This window comes from Actinoplanes sp. NPDC051388 (assembly GCF_055586225.1).
In genome coordinates, this window is the sequence record NZ_JBVJIP010000014.1 from 238,771 (window position 1) to 256,445 (window position 17,675).

Here is a 17,675-nt window from a genome sequence, read left to right on the forward strand (position 1 = left end):
TGCCGAGCACGCGGATGCCGTCTGACCTCGCTCATCGATGCATCGAAAGATATGGTGCGGCGATGACCTCCGGACTGTCCCGGCGCACCGTGCTGGCTGCTTCGGCAGCCGGCGCCGCCGCGCCGCTCGCCTTCGAGGGCCCCGCCGCCGCGGCCGGGTCGAAGACCTATCAGCTCACCGTGCTCGGCACCTCCGACACCCACGGCAACGTCTACAACTGGGACTACTACAAGGACGCCGAATACGATGACAGCGCCCACAACGACGTCGGGGTGGCCAAGCTGGCCGCCCTGATCAACCAGATCCGCGAGGAGAAGGGCATCACCACGCTGGTGCTCGACGCCGGCGACACGATTCAGGGCACCCCGCTGGCCACCTATTACGCGAAGCAGGAGCCGATCACCGAGACCGGCGAGAAGCACCCGATGGCCAAGGCCATGAACGTGCTGCACTACGACGCGGTGACCCTGGGCAACCACGAGTTCAACTACGGCCTGCCGCTGCTCAACCTCTGGATCCGCCAGCTCGGCTTCCCGGCGCTCGCCGCGAACGCCGTGAACGTGGCCACCGGACGGCCGGCCTTCCGGCCGTACGTGATCAAGAAGCTGACCGTGGGCGGCAAAACCCTGCGAGTCGGCATTCTCGGGTTGACCAACCCGGGCACCGCGATCTGGGATCGGGCCAACGTCGAGGGGCTGCTGCGCTTCGAGGATCTGGTCGCGACCGCGGCGAAGTTCGTGCCGATCATGCGGCGCAACGGCGCCGACCTGGTGATCATCTCGGCGCACGGCGGGGACAGCGGCACCTCCAGCTATGGCCCGGAGCTGCCCAACGAGAACCCCAGCGCGCTGATCGCCGAGCAGGTGCCGGGCATCGACGCGATCCTGTTCGGCCACGCGCACGCCGAGGTGGCGCAGCGCTTCGTCACCAACGCCGAGACCGGCGATCAGGTGTTGCTCTCCGAGCCGTCCCGCTGGGGTCAGCGGCTCACCCGGATGGACTTCACGCTGGCCCGCGAGCGCGGCAAGTGGGTGGTCGCGGCCAAGAAGTCGGCCACCCTGAACACCAACACGGTCACCGAGGACCCGGACGTGCTCCGCGCGGTGCGCCGCCAGCACGCCACGACGGTCGCCTACGTGAACCAGGTCGTCGCCCGATCCACCGTGGAGCTGTCCGCCGCCGAGTCGCGTTACAAGGACACGCCGATCCTGGACTACATCAACCGGGTGCAGACCGACACGGTGACCGCCGCCCTGGCCGGCACGGAATATGCGGACCTGCCGGTGCTCTCCATCGCCGCGCCGTTCAGCCGCACCGCGGTCTTCCCGCAGGGCGACGTGAAGATCAAGGACGTGGCCGGCCTCTACATCTACGACAACACCCTGGAAGCGGTGGTGCTCACCGGCGCCGAGGTGAAGGCCTATCTGGAGTATTCGGCGAAGTACTTCCGCACGCTCGCCCCGGGCGCGCCGGTGGACCCGGCCACGATCAGCGACCCGGCCGTGCCGGACTACAACTACGACGTGATCTCGGGCATCGATTACGACATCGACATCAGCAGGCCGGTCGGTGACCGCATCATGATCGAGATCCAGGCAGATGCCCGATTCGTCGTCGCGGTCAACAACTACCGCAGGTCGGGCGGCGGCAACTTCCCGGGCATCGTGAAGACCCAGGTCTACAACGCCCAGCAGGAGATCCGGCAGCTGCTGATCGACTGGGCCCAGGCCCAGGGAGAGATCAACCCGGCCGACTTCTTCGTGCCGAACTGGCGGCTGGTCCGGGCCGGCGAACCGGTTTTCCCGGCTTAGACGACAAAACGCGGCGCACCCCCTCCCCGCCGGAGGGGTGCGCCGCGAGCCTGTCGGTTACTTCTTCTTCGTGGGGATCACGGCCGACCACTTGCCGTCGCCGTCCGCGATCACCGCCAGCGTCCCGGTACGCCCATCGTCCAGCTGCAGCACACAGTCGTACGCCCGCTCACCGGCGACGTCCCGCGGCCCCACCGGCTCGCACTTCGCCGAGGTCGCCTTGACCTGCATGGTGTTCATCAGGTTGCCGTCCTCGACGATGTTCCCCTGCAACTGCTTGGTGAGCGCGCCCTCGCGGAAATTCAGGTAGGCCGGGACGCCGACGGACACGACCATGCTGCCCAGCACCGTGGCCAGCACCATCGTCACGCCCCACGCGATCCAGTAGGGCGCCGCGCTGTTGCGGCCGCGCTGGGCCATGTTGGCACGCTTCACCACCGAGATGAGCGCCAGGATGCCGAAGAAGAACGTCCAGATCACCACCGGCCACCAGGCCGGCGGCTGCGGGCGGGCGGCGTTCTGCATCTCCTCCGGGAACGGCACCAGCAGGCCGCCGTGCGGGGTCGACCGTTCGCCGTAGGGCCAGGCCGGGGCCTCGTCCGGAACGGTGGCGGGGGCCTGCGGAGTCGCCCACGGCGGCGCGGTGGAGTATGCCGGTGGGGGCGGTTGCTGCTGCTGGTAGGGGAGTTGAGTGGTCATTCGGGGGGCCTCTCCGGTTGCTGGTCGGGAGCAACGTCGTACCTGAGTGGCCTCAACATCGGCGGCGCGCGGTGGGACCTGAGCGCTACTTCTTGCCGATCTTGTAGAGGTTGAGGATGTCGGCCGCGCTGAGTGCTTTGCCCCAGACCGCGACCTCGTCGACGTCGCCCTCCATGCCGCTGGCGCTGCCCTCGGACACGGTCAGCGGATTGTTCGAGCCGCCGACCGTGCCCACGTTCACGGTGTCCACCTCGACCCCGTTGATGTAGAGCCGCGCGTAGCCGCCGTCCCACACCCCCACCACGAACCGCCACGCGCCGTCCTTGGGCCAGACGGACTTGGTCGCCGACCCCGCGGTCAGCCGCGTCCCGACCGCGGTGTCCACCAGGAACCGCATGTAGTTGCCGGTGCTGCCCCAGGCGAGCAGGTAGTTGATGTCGCCGGTGCCGGCGCTGCCCTTGAACACCAGGCGGTAGAAGGAGCCGCCCAGGCCGTTGGTCCACGCGCCGACCGTGAACGGCGTGCTGAACCGGTGCGCCGCGTTGCTCACCGTCGCCACCGTCGAGGTGGTGGACGACGTGTGCGTGAAGTGCGTGGACTGGTCGGTGTCGCCGCGCAGCCCGCCGCTCCGCAGCGAGGCGGCCGTTCCGGTGACGGCCAGCGACGCCCCGCCCATCGCGTCCGGGATCGAGGTGGTGGTGCCGCCCATCCGCCAGTAGGAGACCGGCCCGGTGGCGAGCACCGCGTTGTAGTAGGTCAGCGACGTGCCCCAGCTCTGCGTCGCGGTGGTGGTGCCGGTCCAGGCCGCCCGCGAGCTCACCCACGAGGTGCCGGCCGCCCCAGCGCTGCTGACCAGCACGCAGGCCACGGCCGCCGACAGCGCCGGTTTGGCGGGGATCCGCCGGCGCAGCGGCAGCAGCAGGCTGAGCACCATGATCACCAGCCCGGCGATCGGCGCCGCCCGCCCGAAGTGCAGCTGGACCAGCCCGGCGAGCGGCACCACGATGCGGGCCGCCCCGATCACCTGGTCGCCGCCGATCAGCCGGGTGTCGGCCTGCCGGTTGGCGTCGCCCTTCGTGCGATAGCGACCGTCCGGCAACTGCTCGACAACACGATGGGTGACCGGTTGTTCGCCCGCTCGCGGCGCCGCGATCACCACGACGGTGCCCACCCGGATGGTGTGCCCGCGCGCGATCCCCGAGGCGACCACCACGTCACCGGGGCGCACCAGGGGAGTCATCGAGCCGGACGTCACCGTGTAGGCGTCCCACCCCCACAGCAGCGGCACGACCACCCACGCACCAAGCGTGAGCACCACCATCAAGGACATCACCAGCAGGAGTCGCACACCCTCGGCGATCACCCACCGCAAGCGCGGTGGTCCGGCTCCTCCGGAGGGTACGCCGGCCCCGGCCCCCGCCTCCCGCGACGGACTCCCGTCCACCGGCCGGGGAGGCGTGCCGGCGACCTGCTCGTGCGGACCCCCGGCGACAGGGGTTCTCCGAGGCCGGGTCTCTGGACGCCGGGTCTTTGGAGGCCGAGTCTGTGGAGGCCGGGACGCCGCCATGCACGCGGCATAGGCAAGCGTGGCGGCGGCGGCGAACACCAGCACGCCGAGCCCGCGATCAGCGGGCCGGCTCTGCGGTCCGCATGATCGAGCCGGGATCAAACGGTCTGGGCCTCCCAGGTGAACGTGGCCGACGCGGTCTGGTTCTGGGCCTGCGGCACGTTCTGCACGGAGACGGTGAACCGGTACGTCAGCTTCTCGTCCTTGACGGTAGGTCCCCAGGTGCCCGCGCCGTTGGCGAACGAGTTCTTTGCCGAGGCGAAGTTGGCCAGCGTGCCGGTCCAGACGCTGGTGGGGGAGCTGAAGCCGGTGCAGTCGCCGTTGGTCGAGGAGGTGTTGGTGCTGGTCTCCACGGTCAGGTCGAGATACGTCGGCAGGGTGCCGCTGATCGCGCTTGCATAGAGCCGCACCGCGGCCGGCGCCGTCACACCCTTGTACGTCACCACGATGCACTTGGTCATCGTCTGCCCGTTCACCAGCAGCCCGTCGCCCGCGCTGTTGAACACCGCCGTGCCGGTGCCGTCGCTGGTGATCTCCGCGCCACCGGTGGCCCAGGTGTTGCCGGTCGAGTCGTATCCGGCGAACACCGCCTGGGTGGTCCGCACGACCATCGTCGAGGTCAGAGAGGCGCCGAGCAGCACGCCAAGCACCGTCGCCACCCGTGTCCGGTTGAGCATCATGCGTCTCTCCTCGAGTTACCGGCCGGTTACCGGCTCGAGAGTCCCTTTCGGTGACGGAGCGTCACACTTGAGAATCTCCCGCGAGAAGTTGCTCAGTCCGGCGAACGCACTTCCACCTGCATCTCGGTGACCCATAGATCGAACTCGCCGGGCGGGCAGTCGAGGTAGATCTCGCGCGCGTAACCCGCGCCGACCGCGCGGTAGCCGTTCTCGTCGATCCAGGCCGCGATCGTCTGCACGGTGCGGAACGCCTCGTTCATGTGCCCGCGGTGCAGCATCGTCGCGGCGTGCGGCAGGGCCGGCAGGTCGACCACCTCGAACGGCGGGTCGGCGGGCGGCTCGCCGGCGAACGGGAAGGCCGCGTGCACGGTGATCGACTCGTCGCCCGGACCGGCCGGCGCCCCCCGGTAGTGCGCGATCGGCGCGCCGGTCATCCGCAGCCCGGCCGCCTCCATCCGCTCGAGCAGCGGCGCGTAGAGCGGGCTGAGCGCGGGCGAGATGTCGGCCGCCTGATAACTGGCGCAGGGCGCCGAGAGCTGCGCCACGCGCTGTGCCGGCACGCTCTTGAGCAGCACGTCGCCGGTCTCCATGTGGCCCTCGGTCTCGATCATCCGGAGCCGGGCGTCGACCCCGGCCATCCGGGCGGTGTCCGCGGCCAGCTGCTCGGTGAGCTGGGCGCGGCGCATCCGCAGCATGCCGCGCAGCTCACCCGGATCGACCTTCTCGTCGATCATGGTCTGCACCTGCTCGAGCGTGAAGCCCAGATCCTTCAGCGCGACGATCCGGTTGAGCACGGACAGCTGGACCGCGGTGTAGTAGCGGTAGCCGCTGAACTCGTCGACCCGGGCCGGTCGCAGCAGCCCGATCGCGTCGTAGTGCCGCAGCATGCGCACGGACACCCGGCCGAGGTTCGCGAAGTCCCCGATGCCGAACACGGCTCAGGTGTCGGCGCCGTCGAAGATGCCGCCCAGGCCGCCGTTGTTCTGACCGCCCTCGGCCGGGGGCGTCGGGTCGTCCGTCGGCGGGGTGGGGTCGTCGGTCGGCGGGGTCGGGTCGTCGGTGGGTGGCGTCGGGTCGTCGGTCGGCGTCGTCGGCGTGCTCGAGGTCGGCGCCTGCGAACTGGGCGTCGTCGAGCGCGGCGGCGTGGTGCGCGGCGGCGCCGGCTGCTCCCCGTTGGGTCGCCGGGTCGGGGTGGACGTCGGCAGCGGCGCGAGCGGAACCTCGGGCTCGGCGCTCTGCGACGGCTCGGCGGTGCTGCTGTTGCTCGGCTCGACCACCTGGCCGTCGTTGTCGCTGGGCCGCAGCGCGATGGCCAGCCCCAGACCGGCCGCGGCCAGCCCGAGCACGATCACCGCGACCAGCACGGCGAGCTGCCCGGGAGTGCGCTTGTCCCGGCCCGGCCCGGGCGTGGCGAGCGGCAGATCGCGCGGCACCGGCACCTGCCGGGTCGGTGGCGCCGGAGTCAATGGCGCGGTCAGCGCCGTGCCGGTGACGGATCGGTAGCTCAGCGGACCCGTGGCATTGAGGGCCGCCTCGGCAAACTCGGCGGCGCTGCTGAAGCGGTCGTCCGGGTGCTTGGCCATCGCCCGGCTGATCAGCTCGCGGACCGCGATCGGCACGTCCGCCGGCAGCGGCTCGGGTTCGTCCTCCAGGTGCATCAGCGCGACCTGCAGGGCGTTGTCGCCGTCGAACGGCGGCCGCCCGGCGATGCAGTGGTAGGCCACCGCGCCCAGCGCGTAGATGTCCGTGGCGGGTGTGACGTTGCCCTTGGCGACCTGCTCGGGAGCCATGTAGAGCGCGGTGCCGACGATCGAGTTGATGCCGGTCACGCTGGTCACCGCGTTGGACCGGGCCACGCCGAAGTCGACCAGGATGACCGCGCCGGTGGGCTTGACCATCAGGTTGCCCGGCTTCACGTCGCGGTGCACGGTGCCGTTGAGGTGCGCGGCGTGCAGCGCGTCGGCGGCCTGGGCCACGATCGACATGGTCTCGGCGACCTCGAGCTTGCCGGCGTCCTTGAGCCGGGTGGACAGCGGCTCGCCCTCGACGAACGCCATCACCAGGTAGGCGCACTGGTCCGGGTCGCCGGTGTCGTCGGAGCTCGCGTAGTCGAACACCTCGACCACGCCCGGGTGCCGGAAGGCCGCCATCATCCGGGCCTCGCCGTAGAACCGCGCGGCGAACTCGGGATCGGACATCATCGCCTGGCGCAGCACCTTGACGGCCACCACGCGGCCGAGCACCACGTCCGTCCCTTTCCAGACGTCGCCCATCCCGCCCGTGGCGATGCGCTCGTCCAACCGGTAACGGTTGTCGAGGAGATGACCGACATCGAGCACCAGCGGACCTTATCTGTGAGGGGGCGTTCGTGGGGTGACGCGGGTGGGGACGGAACAACGCACCATGCTACCGAGAGTCGGCCCTCACCGCCGGACCAGCGGTGGCGCCCGGCGGCCCTCGGCGCGGTCGGCGACCGGTTGCGCCAGGCGGCGGGCGCGGGTGTCCTCCCGCTTGCCGCTGACCACCCGCTGAGCTGCTGCTTTGCGAGAGGAAGCGGTCCGCGCCGACGACCGGTGGCAGGCCCCGGATCGGCCCTGAGCTGGGCGATCTGGATCTCGTCGAGGTCCGTGCCGTCCGGCTGCTCACCGGAGCGGACCGCGACCGGGTCCGGCTTGCGCTGCTCGAACACCTCGATCCCCGGCGGGCCGCATCGGCCCCTGCTCGGTGAGCCGGGCGTTGGCCGCCGGTCGAGGACGAGTCCGGGCGCGGACTCATGGGTGCTTTCGAACCATTCGCGCAGCTCGGCGGGGGTGGCGAAGAACACAGCGTCGATCATCGGGCAAGCGCAGAACCGCCGGGCAGTGAGGGGCGCCGCCCGGCGGTTCCACCGGTCCTGCTTTGTCTTACTTGTCGTACGTCGGGGTGACCACGACCGCGGTCTCCGCCAGCTCGAGCTCTTCCTGCTCCTGCTGACGTTCGAGCGCGGCCCGCGCGGAGGTCGCCGCGGCCCAGCCGATCGCCGCGCCCAGCAGGCCGACGCCGATCACCAGACCCCACGGCACCCCGGGACGCTTGCCGGACAGCGCGTCGGCGGCCAGCACCGCACGGGTCCACGCCTCGTCCTTGGCCGCGGACGACTTCTTCGACGCCTTGCCCGCCAGCTTCGACGACTTCTTGGACGCCTTGGCGGCGAACTTCGAGGACTTCTTGCTCGCCTGGTCGGCGAGCTTCGACGACTTCTTGCCGGCCTGACCCGCCAGCCTGCTCGCGGTGGCGCTGGTCACGTCGACCGCGTGCGCGCCGGCCTCCCGTGCGCTGTCGCCGGCCGTGGTCACCGCGGACGACAGATATTCCCACGCCTCAGCGGCCGTACGCTCCGCCTTGTTCTTTTTCGAGAACATCGTGCTCCCGCCTTCCGTTTCGCCGGGTTAAGTCTTCTAGTAACCAACCGGTCCCCGCGGCAAACGTACGGCCAACAGTGCGCGGGCCGGTCTTGTGTGGAGCGTCACGAGGGGGAAAACCGCTGGACCCGGCTGGGTAGGGTGGGGTCGATTCAAGGTGATCACACAGGTGGTTATCAGGTTCGGTGCATAGCCTTGCAGGCAGTTTCACCGGACCCTTCGCAGAGTCGCGACACGGCTCTGCAAGGCAGACGCTCGGGGCATCCCGGGTGGGTGGAGGTAAGAGGCGTGACGCTGTCGATAACGACGTCGACATCGGCCGACACGGTCGAGGTGGCTCCCACCGGGGAGATCGACGTTGAGAACGCGTACATGATCAAGGACGCGGTGGTGGAGGCGCTCGCACAGGGCCGGCCGCGTCGCATCGAGCTCAACATGCGTGGCGTCACGTTCATCGACTCCGTGGGCATCAGCGGTCTCGTGAGCGCTCATCAGCTGGCCGGGGTCTCCGGTGTCAAGGTCGTCGTCACGAAGCCCAGCCGCTTCGCACACCGGCAACTCTGGGTGACCGGACTGCTCGGCCTCTTCGGCAACCCCGACCCGGTGCCGGGGGGTTACGACGCCGCGGGGCAGCCCGCTGTGTCCGGCACCTGACCGCGAGTACCCCTCACATTAAGCCCTCCTGAAGGGGCTTGTTGGCACGCTCGTCGATGCGGAATAGTCGCCGTTTGTGGCAAGACTTCCGATGGGCACCGCCATCTTCCGGCGTTATGTGCTGATCGGTGCCATCGGTCAGGGTGGTGTCTCCACGGTCTATTCGGCGGTGGACGCCCGGCGCGGCCGCAAGCTGGCGGTGAAGATCCTGGCACCGGCGCTGGCGGACGACCCGGGCGCCCGCGACGACGTGCGGCGCGAGGCGTTGATCACGGATCGTCTGCGGCACCCGAGCGTGCCCAAGGTGTTCGAATACGGCGAGGCGCCGCTGCCGGACGGCACGGTGGTGCCCTATGTGGTGCTCGAGCTGCTGGCCGGCGTGCCGCTGACGAAACTGCTGGCCGGCGGGGCCCTGCCGTGGCGTGAGGCGGTGCGGATCGCGGCGACCGCCGCCGACGTGCTGGCCGTGGCGCACCGCCGCGGCGTGGTGCACCGCGACCTGAGCGCGCGCAACATCATGGTCACCGCCGAGGGCGCCAAGATCATCGACTTCGGCCTGGCCACCGCCGCGTCGGGCTCCGCGCCCTGGGCGGGCGCCCAGCGGCCGCATCATCCGAAGACGGCGTTCGCCCGCCCGGCCGACGACATCTACACGCTCGGCGTCCTGCTCTACGAGATGCTGACCGGGCGCTCGCCCTATCCGGCCGCGGCCGCCGCCACCATCCTGGCGGCCGGCCGCACCTCCCACCTCGCGCCCACCCCGGTGCTGGCCATCCCCGGTCTGCCGTCGCGCATCCGGGATCTGGTCCGCAACTGCATGGCCAAGACCGCGGACGCGCGCCCGGCGAGCGCCGACGTGGCGCTGAGCCTGTGGGCGGTGCTCGACACACCGCCGCACGCCGCCTTCGGATAGGCCCTCAGGCCCAGGGCGGCGGGCCGGTGAAGGCCAGCTGATAGACCTCGAAGAGAGCGGCCTCCTCGACCCCCATCGCCGGGCCTGAGCTGCGGGCGAACCAGGTCAGCATCGCGCGCGGCTCCGGGCCGCCGGCGCCCAGGCCCTTGGTGTATTCGGCGTGCGCGTTGAGCGAGGCGATGCCCCGCTGCAACGGCTCGCCGGAGATGTCCACGCCGTGGGTGGAGCGGCCGCTGCCGCCGAACGCGACGAACCGCACGCCGCCCCACGGCTCCAGGCCCTCGTCGAGCAGCTCCGGGAAGATCCACCGGTTGCCCGCGTCGCGCGCCGCGTCCAGGGTGGCCAGGCCGACGACCCGGTGATCGGCCTGGTTGACCATGCCGCCCATCATCCGCACCTCGAAGTCGCCGCAGACGATGATCTCGGGGCGGTGCTTGCGGATCGACCGGGCGATGTCCCGGCGCAGCTCGTTCCCGTACTCCACGACCCCGTCGCGATGCTCGAGGAAGTCGACCACCTCGACCCCCACCTCGCGGGCCCCGGCCCGCTCCTCCTCCTGGCGCAGCGGCTTCGCCTCGTCCGGGTGCATGCCGTCGATCCCGGCCTCGCCGCTGGTCGCCAGCAGATATGTCACGGTCTTACCTTGCGCGGTCCAGCGCGCCACGGCGGAGGCGGCTCCGTACTCGATGTCGTCCGGGTGTGCGGCCACGCAGAGGCAACGGTCCCAGTCCTCCGGCAGCGCGGGCAGCAGATCGCTCATGGCGGATAGTCTGCTCCGCGTGGACCTCTCGCGCCTCCACCCCCAGGCTCGTTCCGCCCTTCGTGCTCAAGTTCGAGCCCCGCTGACCACGGAAAACCTTCCCGCGGTGCGCCGCAGCATGACCGACGCTGCCGTCGCGGAGGTGGGCGCCGGCCCGCCCGTGCGCAGCGTCACCGACGTCGACGCCGGCGGCGTGCCGGCCCGGTTCTACCGCGACCGCGACGATGCGCCGGTGCTGGTCCTCGCGCACGGCGGCGGCTGGGTGATGGGCGACCTCGCCACGCACGACGGGCTGTCCCGGCAGCTCGTGCACGACTCCGGCTGGTCGGTGCTGTCGGTGGACTACCGGCTCGCGCCGGAGCACCCGCACCCGGCGGCGCTGGACGATGTGGAGCGCGCGCTGGCCTGGCTGCCACCCGGCCCGGTGGCGCTCGGCGGCGACTCGGCGGGCGGCTACCTGGCGGCCGTCGCGGCCCGGCGCGCGACCCGCCCGATTGCCGCCCAGGTGCTGATCTGCCCGGCCCTGGACCCGGCGATGACCTATCCGGACCTGGACGACTACGGCCTGCACCGCGACGAGATGCGCTTCTTCTGGGACGCGTTCGCGCCGGCCGGCCTCGACGCGGCCGTGGATCCGCTGCGGATGGACGTCACCGGCATGCCACCCGCCGTGGTGATCACCGCCGAGTTCGACGTGCTGCGCGACGAGGGCGAGCGCTACGCGGCCCGGCTGCAGGCCGCCGACGTGCCCGTGATCGCCACCCGCTACCTGGGCGTGAACCACAACTTCGTGCGCAAGCTGGCCATCTTCGACGCGGCCGGCGCCGCGGTGGCCCAGATCGCCGCGGTGCTCAGATCGCGGGCGTCTGCACCCTGATCGACTCCAGGTTGAGCCGCACGTCGCGGGCCTCGCCGGGCGCCCGGATCGGCGTCACCGACGCATATCCCTCGGAGAGCGCGGCCAGGTCGGTGCCCGGCTCGAGCGTCTCGTCCGCGGCCTGCACCGCCGTGCGCACAAAGCCGTCCTCCCGTTCGGCGATGCTGACCTGCACCTGGCCGAACCTGGCCAGCGTGGCCCGGCGCAGCCCGCGGATGCCGTCCACGTGCAGGTCCGGCACGTTCAGGTTGAGGACCGTCCCGGCCGGCGTGTGGGTCAGCGTGGGCAGCAGCTTCACCGCCAGGCCGGCCGCACTGGCCCAGTGCCGCTGCTCGTCGTCCATCTGGTCCAGGTCCGCGATCGCCGCGCCGCCGCTGGCCGCCGTGGCCGCCGCGGGGGTGAGCACGTCGAGCGACACGGCCAGCCCGCGCAGCCCGGCGTGCGAGGCGGTGAGCGTGGCCCCGACCGTGCCGGAGTGCACCACCGCGGCGCCCGCGTTGGCGCCCCGGTTGATGCCGGAGAGCACCAGTGACGGCGGCGCGCCGAACGCCTCCCGCAGCGCCAGCAGCACGATGAACGCGGGCGTCGCGGCCACCCCGTAGGCCGGCACGTTGCGCGCCCCGCCGAGCTGCTGGGGCTCCACCACGATCTTGCCGTCCTGCTCGATCGCGGTCATCGACGCGCTGCTGCCGCTCGCCTCGGTCAGCGGCGCGGCGACCACCACGTCGTACCCGGCACGCTGCACCGCACGGGCCAGCCAGCGCAGGCCGGGCGCCTCGATCCCGTCGTCGTTGGTGATCAGGATGCGCTCGCTCATGCGTCGCCCGCCTCTTCGATCGGGGTCAGTTCGACGTGGCCGGTCAGCACCTGGACGGCGTCCCGGTGACCGGTGCCCAGTCCGTGCCGGGTGACGTTCAGCGCGCCCGCCGCGGCGCCGGTGCGCACCGCCTCGTGCAGGTCGCCGCCCTGTGCCAGGGTCGCGGCCACCCCGGCGGTCATCGAGTCACCGGCGCCGCGGGTCTCGGCCGGGGTCAGTCGCGGCATGCCGACCCGGAAGACCCGCCCGTCCAGGAAGGCCAGCGCGCCGCGGTCGGCCCGGGACACCAGGGCGTTCTCGGCGCCGTCCGCGTGCAGCCGGCGCAGCGCGGCCACCAGCGATTCGGTCGAGTCGTCCTCGGCCCGGCCGTCGGCGAGCAGTTCCTCATGGCTGACCTTGACCAGGTGCAGTCCGGCCACGAGCACCGCGGCCAGGTGCTCGCCGGACAGGTCGGCGATCACCCGGCAGCCGTTCGCGCCCAGGTCACCGGCGAGCCGGCGGTACACCTCGGGCGCGATCACGGACGGGTGGGCCGGGCCGCTCAGCACCGCCAGCCCGGCGCGCAGGCCCTCGGCGAGCGCCATCGTGCAGAGCTCGTCCAGCTCGTGCCGGGACAGGGGAGGGCCGGGCTGGTGGGCCACCTCGTCGCGCTCGCCGGTGCGGCGGTCGTGCACGTACCATCCGCTGCCGCCGGCGTCCCGCGCGACGGTGCGCGCGGTGATCCGCTCGGCGCTCAGCAGCGGCTCGAGCACCGCGCCGACCTCGCCGCCGACGGCGGCCACCAGGGTGACCTCGACGCCCAGCGCGGTGATCATGCGGGTCTGCCAGATGCCCTGGCCGCCCGCGTGGACATGCAGATCGGGCCGGTCACGTGGCCCTTCGATGGTCACCGTGAGCTGCGGCGCGGGGGCGAACACCAGCACACGGCTCATGCCGCAAGTCTCACTGATGCCCGTCTGTACCGAAGGGTGTTCTCAGAACCTCGGGACCATCGAGGTCAGCTCCATGACCGTGCCGAGCTGGTCCGGGTGCTCGCGCAGCAGCTCGTCCATCTTGATCCGCCACTTGCCCATCTCGAGGTCGACGACGGAGCGGTCGCCGCCGGTCCGGGCCAGGTTTTCCAGCATGTTCTGGCGGGTGGCCTCGAGCGGCAGGAAGAAGTCGGGGCCGAGGCGCCGGATCACGTGGTCCGCGAACGCGTCGTAATAGGGCGTCTGAGCGACCCGGACGAAGGCGCGAGCCGCATCCCAGGCCACGCGAGGCTGGTGGGTGACCGTCATGCCATCATCATCGCCTCGATACGTGATGAGCGCCACACCCATTCACCATCCGGCCGGCCCACAGCGCCCGCCACCCGCGCCCACCGGTTCGACCTGCAGGGTGGCGTGATCGATGGCGAAGTCGTGGTGCAGCGCCTCGCGGGCGGTGGTCAGCACCGCGCCGAGCTCGGCCGCCGGTTCCAGGCTCAGATGCGCGGAGGCCACATCCATGCCCGAGGTCAGCGTCCAGACGTGCAGGTCGTGCACGTCGCACACGCCCGGCACGGCGGCCAGGCGGTCGCGCACCACGGTGACGTCGAGGTGCTCGGGGGCGGCCTGCACCAGGATGCGCACCGCCGACCGGCCCAGCGCGAAGGTGCGCGGCAGGATCATCAGCGCCACCACGACGGCGACGATCGGGTCCGCATAGGCCCACCCGGTCAGCGCGATCACCACGGCCGCGACGATCACCCCGGCCGAGCCCAGCAGGTCACCGACCACCTCGAGATAGGCCCCGCGCACGTTGATGCTCTCCCGGGCGCCCGAGCGCAGCAGCAGGAACGCCACGATGTTGATCAGCAGGCCACCGACCGCGACGATCAGCATCGAGCCGGCGGGCACCGCGGGCGGGTCGGTGAACCGGTGCGCCGCCTCGATCAGCACATATCCCGCGACGCCGGTGAGCAGCACGGCGTTGGCCAGAGCGGCAAGCACCTCGAGGCGATAGAGCCCGAACGTGCGCTGCGAGTCCGCCGACGACCGGCCGGCCGCGGTGATCGCGGCCAGGGCCATGCCGATGCCCAGCACGTCGGTGAACATGTGCCCGGCGTCGGAGAGCAGGGCCAGCGAGCCGGTGGCCAGCGCGGCGGCCGCCTCGACCACCATGAACGCCGCCAGCAGGCCGAGCGCGAGCCAGAGCCGGGAGCGATGACGCTCACCGGCGTGGCGCGCCGCGCCTGCGTGGTCGTGTCCGGCTCCCATGAGTCAACCCTCCGACGCGGCGGCAAGCCTTCGCCAATATATGTTCACATCGCTATGTGTGCAAGTTGAACGCGATTGTCGTTACCGGGGTATGGGGAGAGGACCATCGAACCCGTTTGGAAGGAAGCATCTTCGTGTCCAGACGCATTCTCGCGATCGTCGCCATGGCCGCTCTCGCGGTCGTCGCGGGCGCGGCGCCGGCCTCGGCATCGTCGCATCGGAACCACCTCAGAACGACTTTCGACCTGCCCGCCGGCTTCCAGCCCGAAGGCATCGCCATCGGCAAGAGCCCGTACGCGTTCTTCGGCTCCCGGGTCGACGGCGACATCTACCGGGCCAGCCTGGTGACCGGCCGGGGCGAAGTGATCTCGCAGGGCCCGGGCACCCAGTCGCTCGGCATGAAGCTCGACGGCCGCGGCCGGCTCTTCGTGGCCGGTGGCGCCGGCGGTGACTCCCGGGTGATCGACGCCCGCAGCGGCCGCGTCCTCGAGTCCTACGAGCTGCAGCCGGACACCACACCGTCGTTCATCAACGACGTCATCCTCACCGGCGGCTCGGCCTGGCTGACCGACTCGACCAACCCGACGCTGTTCCAGGTCGAGCTGGGCCGGCACGGCAAGCTGCCGGCCGCGGCCCGGCCCGTCCCGCTGAGCGGCGCGATCCAGTACACGACCGGGATCAACGCCAACGGCATCTCGGCCACCCCGGACGGCCGGGCGCTGATCATCGTGCAGTCCAACACCGGCAAGCTGTTCCACACCACCTATCGCGGCGTGACCACCGAGATCGACCTGGGCGGCGAGTCCGTGCCCAACGGCGACGGGCTGTGGCTGCGCGGCCGCACGCTCTACGTGGTGCAGAACCGGCTCAACGTGATCGCCAAGGTCGAACTGAACTCCTCCGGCACCCGGGGCACGGTCGTCTCGCGCACCACCGGCGAGGGATTCGACGTGCCGACCACCATCGCCGAGTACGGGCACCGGCTCTACCTGCCGAACGCCCGGTTCACCACGCCGCCGACGCCGGAGACGCCGTACAGCGTGGTGTCGGTCAGGATTCCGTAGTCCGCCAGGGCGTGGCGCCCACCGTGGTGAGGCGCTGAGTGGCCCGGGAGAGAGCGACGTAGAGCGTCCGGGTGCCGGCCGCGTCCACGGCGATCTCTCCCGGGGCGACCAGCACGACCGCGTCGTACTCCATGCCCTTGGCCTCGAGCGCGTTGACCACCCGCACCCGCTCCGGCAGCCCGGTCAGCCAGCCGGCGATCTCGTCGCGGCGCGGCACCGGCGTGATCACGCCGATCGTGCCGTCGACGTCGGCGAGTTGCTTCTCCGCCGTCTCGCGCACCGCCTCGGGCAGCGAAGCCGCGTCCACCACCAGGTCGACCGGCTCCACGCCGGTGCTGCGGACCGCGGTGGGCAGCGGCAGATCCGGCATGATCCGGCGGATCACCGAAGCCGCGACCGCGAAGATCTCGGCGGAGTTGCGGTAGTTCGTGGTCAGCGCGTACGTGTTGCGGCGGCGCGAACCGAGGGCCTTGTCGCGGGCCCGGTCGATCTCCTCCGGGTCACCCGACCACGCGGTCTGGGCCGGGTCGCCGACGATGGTCCAGGACGCGTACTGCCCGCGGCGGCCGACCATCCGCCACTGCATCGGCGAGACGTCCTGCGCCTCGTCGACCACGACGTGCGCGTAATCCCGGTAGTCCTCCTCGCGCTGCACCCGCTGCGCCCGCTGCGCCGCCATCCGGTCCGCCTGCGTGGTGACCTCCTGCACGCCGTCCCGCACGTGATAGGGGTTGCGCTGCTTCTTCTGCGGCAGCCGCGGCCGGCCCATCAGCTCGTCCAGCTCGTCCAGCAGAGCGATGTCCGCGATGGTCGGGCTCTCCCGGAAGGTGCCCTGCAGCAGGGCGATCTCCTCCCGGGTCAAAACCCCATTCGCGTACGCCCGCAGCCGCGGCCCCTCGGCCAGCCAGCGCAGCACCCGGATCGGGCTGAGCCGCGGCCACCATGCCCGCAGGAAGTCCCGGAAGTCGCCGCGATCGGCCAGCTCCGCCTCGAAGTCGGCCTTCTCCGGCAGCCCGCCGATCTTCAGCGACCGGGCCTGCGACCAGAGCGCGTCGAAGATCCCGTCGAAGCCGTGCCCGCGCACCTCGTTGCGCCGGGCCCCGCGCGGCAGCGCCCGGCGCCGGATCTTCTCCAGCTCCTGCTGGTTGAGCCGCAGCAACGCCCCCCGATAGAGCAGCCGCAACTCGGTCGGCCCACCCGGAACCGCGTCGTGCGAAGCGCGCTCGAGCACCCGCCGCATCCGCAGCGACCCCTTGATCGCGGCCACCTCGGTGGAGTCCACCCGATCCGCGGCGTAGCCCGGCACCAGGGTGCCCAGCGACCGCAGGGTGGCGGTGTCCTCGCCGAGCGAGGGCAGCACCGTCGCGATGTACTCCACGAACACGCCGGACGGCCCGATCACCAGGATGCCGCCGCCGGCGAACCGGTTGCGGTCCGAATACAGCAGGTAGGCCGCTCGGTGCAGCGCCACCGCGGTCTTGCCGGTGCCCGGGCCGCCGGTCACGATCGTCACGCCGGAGGCGGGAGAGCGGATCGCCTCGTCCTGCTCGCGCTGGATGGTCGCCACGATGTCGCGCATGCCGGTGCCGGTGGCCTTGGACAGGCTGGCCAGCAGGGCGCCGTCGCCGACCACCCGCATGTCCTCCGGCGCCGCCTCCGGGTCGAGCAGGTCGTCCTCGATGCCGACCACCCGCTCGCGTCGGGACTGGATCATCCGGCGGCGCACCACCCCCATCGGGTCGGCCGGGGTGGCGCGATAGAACGCGGCGGCGGCCGGGGCCCGCCAGTCCACCACCAGGGGCAGCGAGTTCTCGTCCCGGATGCCCATCCGGCCGACGTAGTGCACGGCCTCGGTGTCCAGGTCCAGGCGGCCGAAGACCAGGCCCTCGTATTCGGTGTCCAGGGCGTGCCGGCGCCGGGCGGCGTGAAAGACCATGGCGTCCCGCTCGACCAGCGCGCCGTAGGTGCCGACGCCGGCCAGTTGGTAGCCCTCCTTCTCCGCGCGGGAGGCGTCGCGGCGCAGTTCGGCCAGCCGGGCATAGACCCGGTTGACGTGCTCCTGCTCGACGGCGATCTCCTGCTGCAGGACGGTGGCGTCGCTCAACTCTGTTCCGCTCCTCGTGCCTTCGCAGGTCGCACCCCGTAAAAAGGGGGCACTCGAACCTACTCCTGCACGGCTGCCCGCGTCGATC

General features: G+C 71.4%; 17 protein-coding genes. 5 read left to right on the top strand and 12 right to left on the bottom strand.

Annotated elements, in window-relative coordinates; all coding sequences use genetic code 11:
* Positions 1-62 precede the first annotated feature (62 nt).
* Positions 63-1,811 carry a bifunctional metallophosphatase/5'-nucleotidase gene (locus tag ACZ6TI_RS31910; RefSeq protein ID WP_465348890.1) on the top strand — a complete coding sequence of 583 codons (1,749 nt, stop codon included), beginning with the start codon at positions 63-65 and terminating at the stop codon, positions 1,809-1,811.
* 57 nt (positions 1,812-1,868) lie between these two features.
* Here ACZ6TI_RS31910 and ACZ6TI_RS31915 read toward each other — a convergent pair whose 3' ends face one another.
* The 6 genes from ACZ6TI_RS31915 to ACZ6TI_RS31940 form a co-directional block, all read right to left on the bottom strand.
* A complete protein-coding gene (locus tag ACZ6TI_RS31915) occupies positions 1,869-2,510 on the bottom strand; it encodes a hypothetical protein (protein WP_465348891.1) in 642 nt (213 codons plus the stop codon).
* Positions 2,511-2,595: 85 nt separating this feature from the next.
* Positions 2,596-3,873 carry a signal peptidase I gene (locus tag ACZ6TI_RS31920; protein WP_465348954.1) on the bottom strand — a complete coding sequence of 426 codons (1,278 nt, stop codon included), beginning with the start codon at positions 3,871-3,873 and terminating at the stop codon, positions 2,596-2,598.
* 302 nt (positions 3,874-4,175) lie between these two features.
* Positions 4,176-4,757, bottom strand: a complete 582-nt coding sequence (locus ACZ6TI_RS31925; RefSeq protein WP_465348892.1) for a hypothetical protein — start codon at positions 4,755-4,757, stop codon at positions 4,176-4,178.
* A 92-nt stretch (positions 4,758-4,849) separates the two neighbouring features.
* Positions 4,850-5,692 (bottom strand): MerR family transcriptional regulator, encoded by an 843-nt coding sequence (locus ACZ6TI_RS31930; RefSeq protein ID WP_465348893.1) that lies wholly within the window; start codon positions 5,690-5,692, stop codon positions 4,850-4,852.
* Between the two features lie 3 nt (positions 5,693-5,695).
* Entirely contained in the window at positions 5,696-7,096 is a 1,401-nt protein-coding gene (locus ACZ6TI_RS31935) for a serine/threonine-protein kinase (protein ID WP_465348894.1), read from the bottom strand.
* A gap of 564 nt (positions 7,097-7,660) precedes the next feature.
* Positions 7,661-8,158: a hypothetical protein gene (locus ACZ6TI_RS31940; RefSeq protein ID WP_465348895.1), complete on the bottom strand. Its 498-nt coding sequence runs from the start codon at positions 8,156-8,158 to the stop codon at positions 7,661-7,663.
* A 288-nt stretch (positions 8,159-8,446) separates the two neighbouring features.
* On the opposite strand from ACZ6TI_RS31940, the gene ACZ6TI_RS31945 reads away from it, so the two are divergent.
* Together ACZ6TI_RS31945 and ACZ6TI_RS31950 are read left to right on the top strand one after the other, a co-directional pair.
* Positions 8,447-8,812, top strand: a complete 366-nt coding sequence (locus tag ACZ6TI_RS31945; RefSeq protein ID WP_465348896.1) for an STAS domain-containing protein — start codon at positions 8,447-8,449, stop codon at positions 8,810-8,812.
* A gap of 91 nt (positions 8,813-8,903) precedes the next feature.
* Complete coding sequence (locus ACZ6TI_RS31950) at positions 8,904-9,725, top strand: serine/threonine-protein kinase (RefSeq protein ID WP_465348897.1); 822 nt, start codon at positions 8,904-8,906, stop codon at positions 9,723-9,725.
* 4 nt (positions 9,726-9,729) lie between these two features.
* On the opposite strand, the gene ACZ6TI_RS31955 is transcribed toward ACZ6TI_RS31950, so the two are convergent.
* The gene (locus ACZ6TI_RS31955) at positions 9,730-10,485 is read right to left on the bottom strand and encodes a PIG-L deacetylase family protein (protein WP_465348898.1); all 756 of its coding nucleotides are present in this window, start codon (positions 10,483-10,485) and stop codon (positions 9,730-9,732) included.
* A 118-nt stretch (positions 10,486-10,603) separates the two neighbouring features.
* Here ACZ6TI_RS31955 and ACZ6TI_RS31960 point away from each other — a divergent pair, with 118 nt between their 5' ends.
* Positions 10,604-11,362 (top strand): alpha/beta hydrolase, encoded by a 759-nt coding sequence (locus ACZ6TI_RS31960; protein ID WP_465348899.1) that lies wholly within the window; start codon positions 10,604-10,606, stop codon positions 11,360-11,362.
* Here ACZ6TI_RS31960 and surE read toward each other — a convergent pair.
* From surE to ACZ6TI_RS31980, 4 genes are read right to left on the bottom strand one after another with little or no spacing between them, the layout of a single operon-like run.
* Positions 11,337-12,179 (bottom strand): 5'/3'-nucleotidase SurE, encoded by an 843-nt coding sequence (surE, locus tag ACZ6TI_RS31965; RefSeq protein WP_465348900.1) that lies wholly within the window; start codon positions 12,177-12,179, stop codon positions 11,337-11,339. The genes ACZ6TI_RS31960 and surE overlap by 26 nt on opposite strands.
* Positions 12,176-13,111, bottom strand: a complete 936-nt coding sequence (locus ACZ6TI_RS31970; protein ID WP_465348901.1) for a 1-phosphofructokinase family hexose kinase — start codon at positions 13,109-13,111, stop codon at positions 12,176-12,178. The genes surE and ACZ6TI_RS31970 overlap by 4 nt, the downstream gene beginning before the upstream one ends.
* Before the next feature lie 42 nt (positions 13,112-13,153).
* On the bottom strand, positions 13,154-13,459 hold the full coding sequence (locus tag ACZ6TI_RS31975) for a hypothetical protein (RefSeq protein WP_465348902.1): 306 nt from the start codon (positions 13,457-13,459) through the stop codon (positions 13,154-13,156).
* Between the two features lie 42 nt (positions 13,460-13,501).
* Positions 13,502-14,419: a cation diffusion facilitator family transporter gene (locus tag ACZ6TI_RS31980; protein WP_465348903.1), complete on the bottom strand. Its 918-nt coding sequence runs from the start codon at positions 14,417-14,419 to the stop codon at positions 13,502-13,504.
* Positions 14,420-14,553: 134 nt separating this feature from the next.
* Here ACZ6TI_RS31980 and ACZ6TI_RS31985 point away from each other — a divergent pair, with 134 nt between their 5' ends.
* Positions 14,554-15,483 carry an SMP-30/gluconolactonase/LRE family protein gene (locus ACZ6TI_RS31985; RefSeq protein WP_465348904.1) on the top strand — a complete coding sequence of 310 codons (930 nt, stop codon included), beginning with the start codon at positions 14,554-14,556 and terminating at the stop codon, positions 15,481-15,483.
* On the opposite strand, the gene ACZ6TI_RS31990 is transcribed toward ACZ6TI_RS31985, so the two are convergent.
* Positions 15,470-17,587: a HelD family protein gene (locus ACZ6TI_RS31990; protein ID WP_465348905.1), complete on the bottom strand. Its 2,118-nt coding sequence runs from the start codon at positions 17,585-17,587 to the stop codon at positions 15,470-15,472. The genes ACZ6TI_RS31985 and ACZ6TI_RS31990 overlap by 14 nt on opposite strands.
* Positions 17,588-17,675 lie beyond the last annotated feature (88 nt).

What these genes read in the sequence shown, in the direction of transcription:
- ACZ6TI_RS31910 (WP_465348890.1), top strand. Translation starts at nt 63, where the DNA reads ATGACCTCCGGACTGTCCCGGCGCACCGTGCTGGCTGCTTCGGCAGCC.
- ACZ6TI_RS31915 (WP_465348891.1), bottom strand. Translation starts at nt 2,510, where the DNA reads ATGACCACTCAACTCCCCTACCAGCAGCAGCAACCGCCCCCACCGGCA.
- ACZ6TI_RS31925 (WP_465348892.1), bottom strand. Translation starts at nt 4,757, where the DNA reads ATGATGCTCAACCGGACACGGGTGGCGACGGTGCTTGGCGTGCTGCTC.
- ACZ6TI_RS31940 (WP_465348895.1), bottom strand. Translation starts at nt 8,158, where the DNA reads ATGTTCTCGAAAAAGAACAAGGCGGAGCGTACGGCCGCTGAGGCGTGG.
- ACZ6TI_RS31950 (WP_465348897.1), top strand. Translation starts at nt 8,904, where the DNA reads ATGGGCACCGCCATCTTCCGGCGTTATGTGCTGATCGGTGCCATCGGT.
- ACZ6TI_RS31955 (WP_465348898.1), bottom strand. Translation starts at nt 10,485, where the DNA reads ATGAGCGATCTGCTGCCCGCGCTGCCGGAGGACTGGGACCGTTGCCTC.
- ACZ6TI_RS31960 (WP_465348899.1), top strand. Translation starts at nt 10,604, where the DNA reads ATGACCGACGCTGCCGTCGCGGAGGTGGGCGCCGGCCCGCCCGTGCGC.
- surE (WP_465348900.1), bottom strand. Translation starts at nt 12,179, where the DNA reads ATGAGCGAGCGCATCCTGATCACCAACGACGACGGGATCGAGGCGCCC.
- ACZ6TI_RS31970 (WP_465348901.1), bottom strand. Translation starts at nt 13,111, where the DNA reads ATGAGCCGTGTGCTGGTGTTCGCCCCCGCGCCGCAGCTCACGGTGACC.
- ACZ6TI_RS31975 (WP_465348902.1), bottom strand. Translation starts at nt 13,459, where the DNA reads ATGACGGTCACCCACCAGCCTCGCGTGGCCTGGGATGCGGCTCGCGCC.
- ACZ6TI_RS31980 (WP_465348903.1), bottom strand. Translation starts at nt 14,419, where the DNA reads ATGGGAGCCGGACACGACCACGCAGGCGCGGCGCGCCACGCCGGTGAG.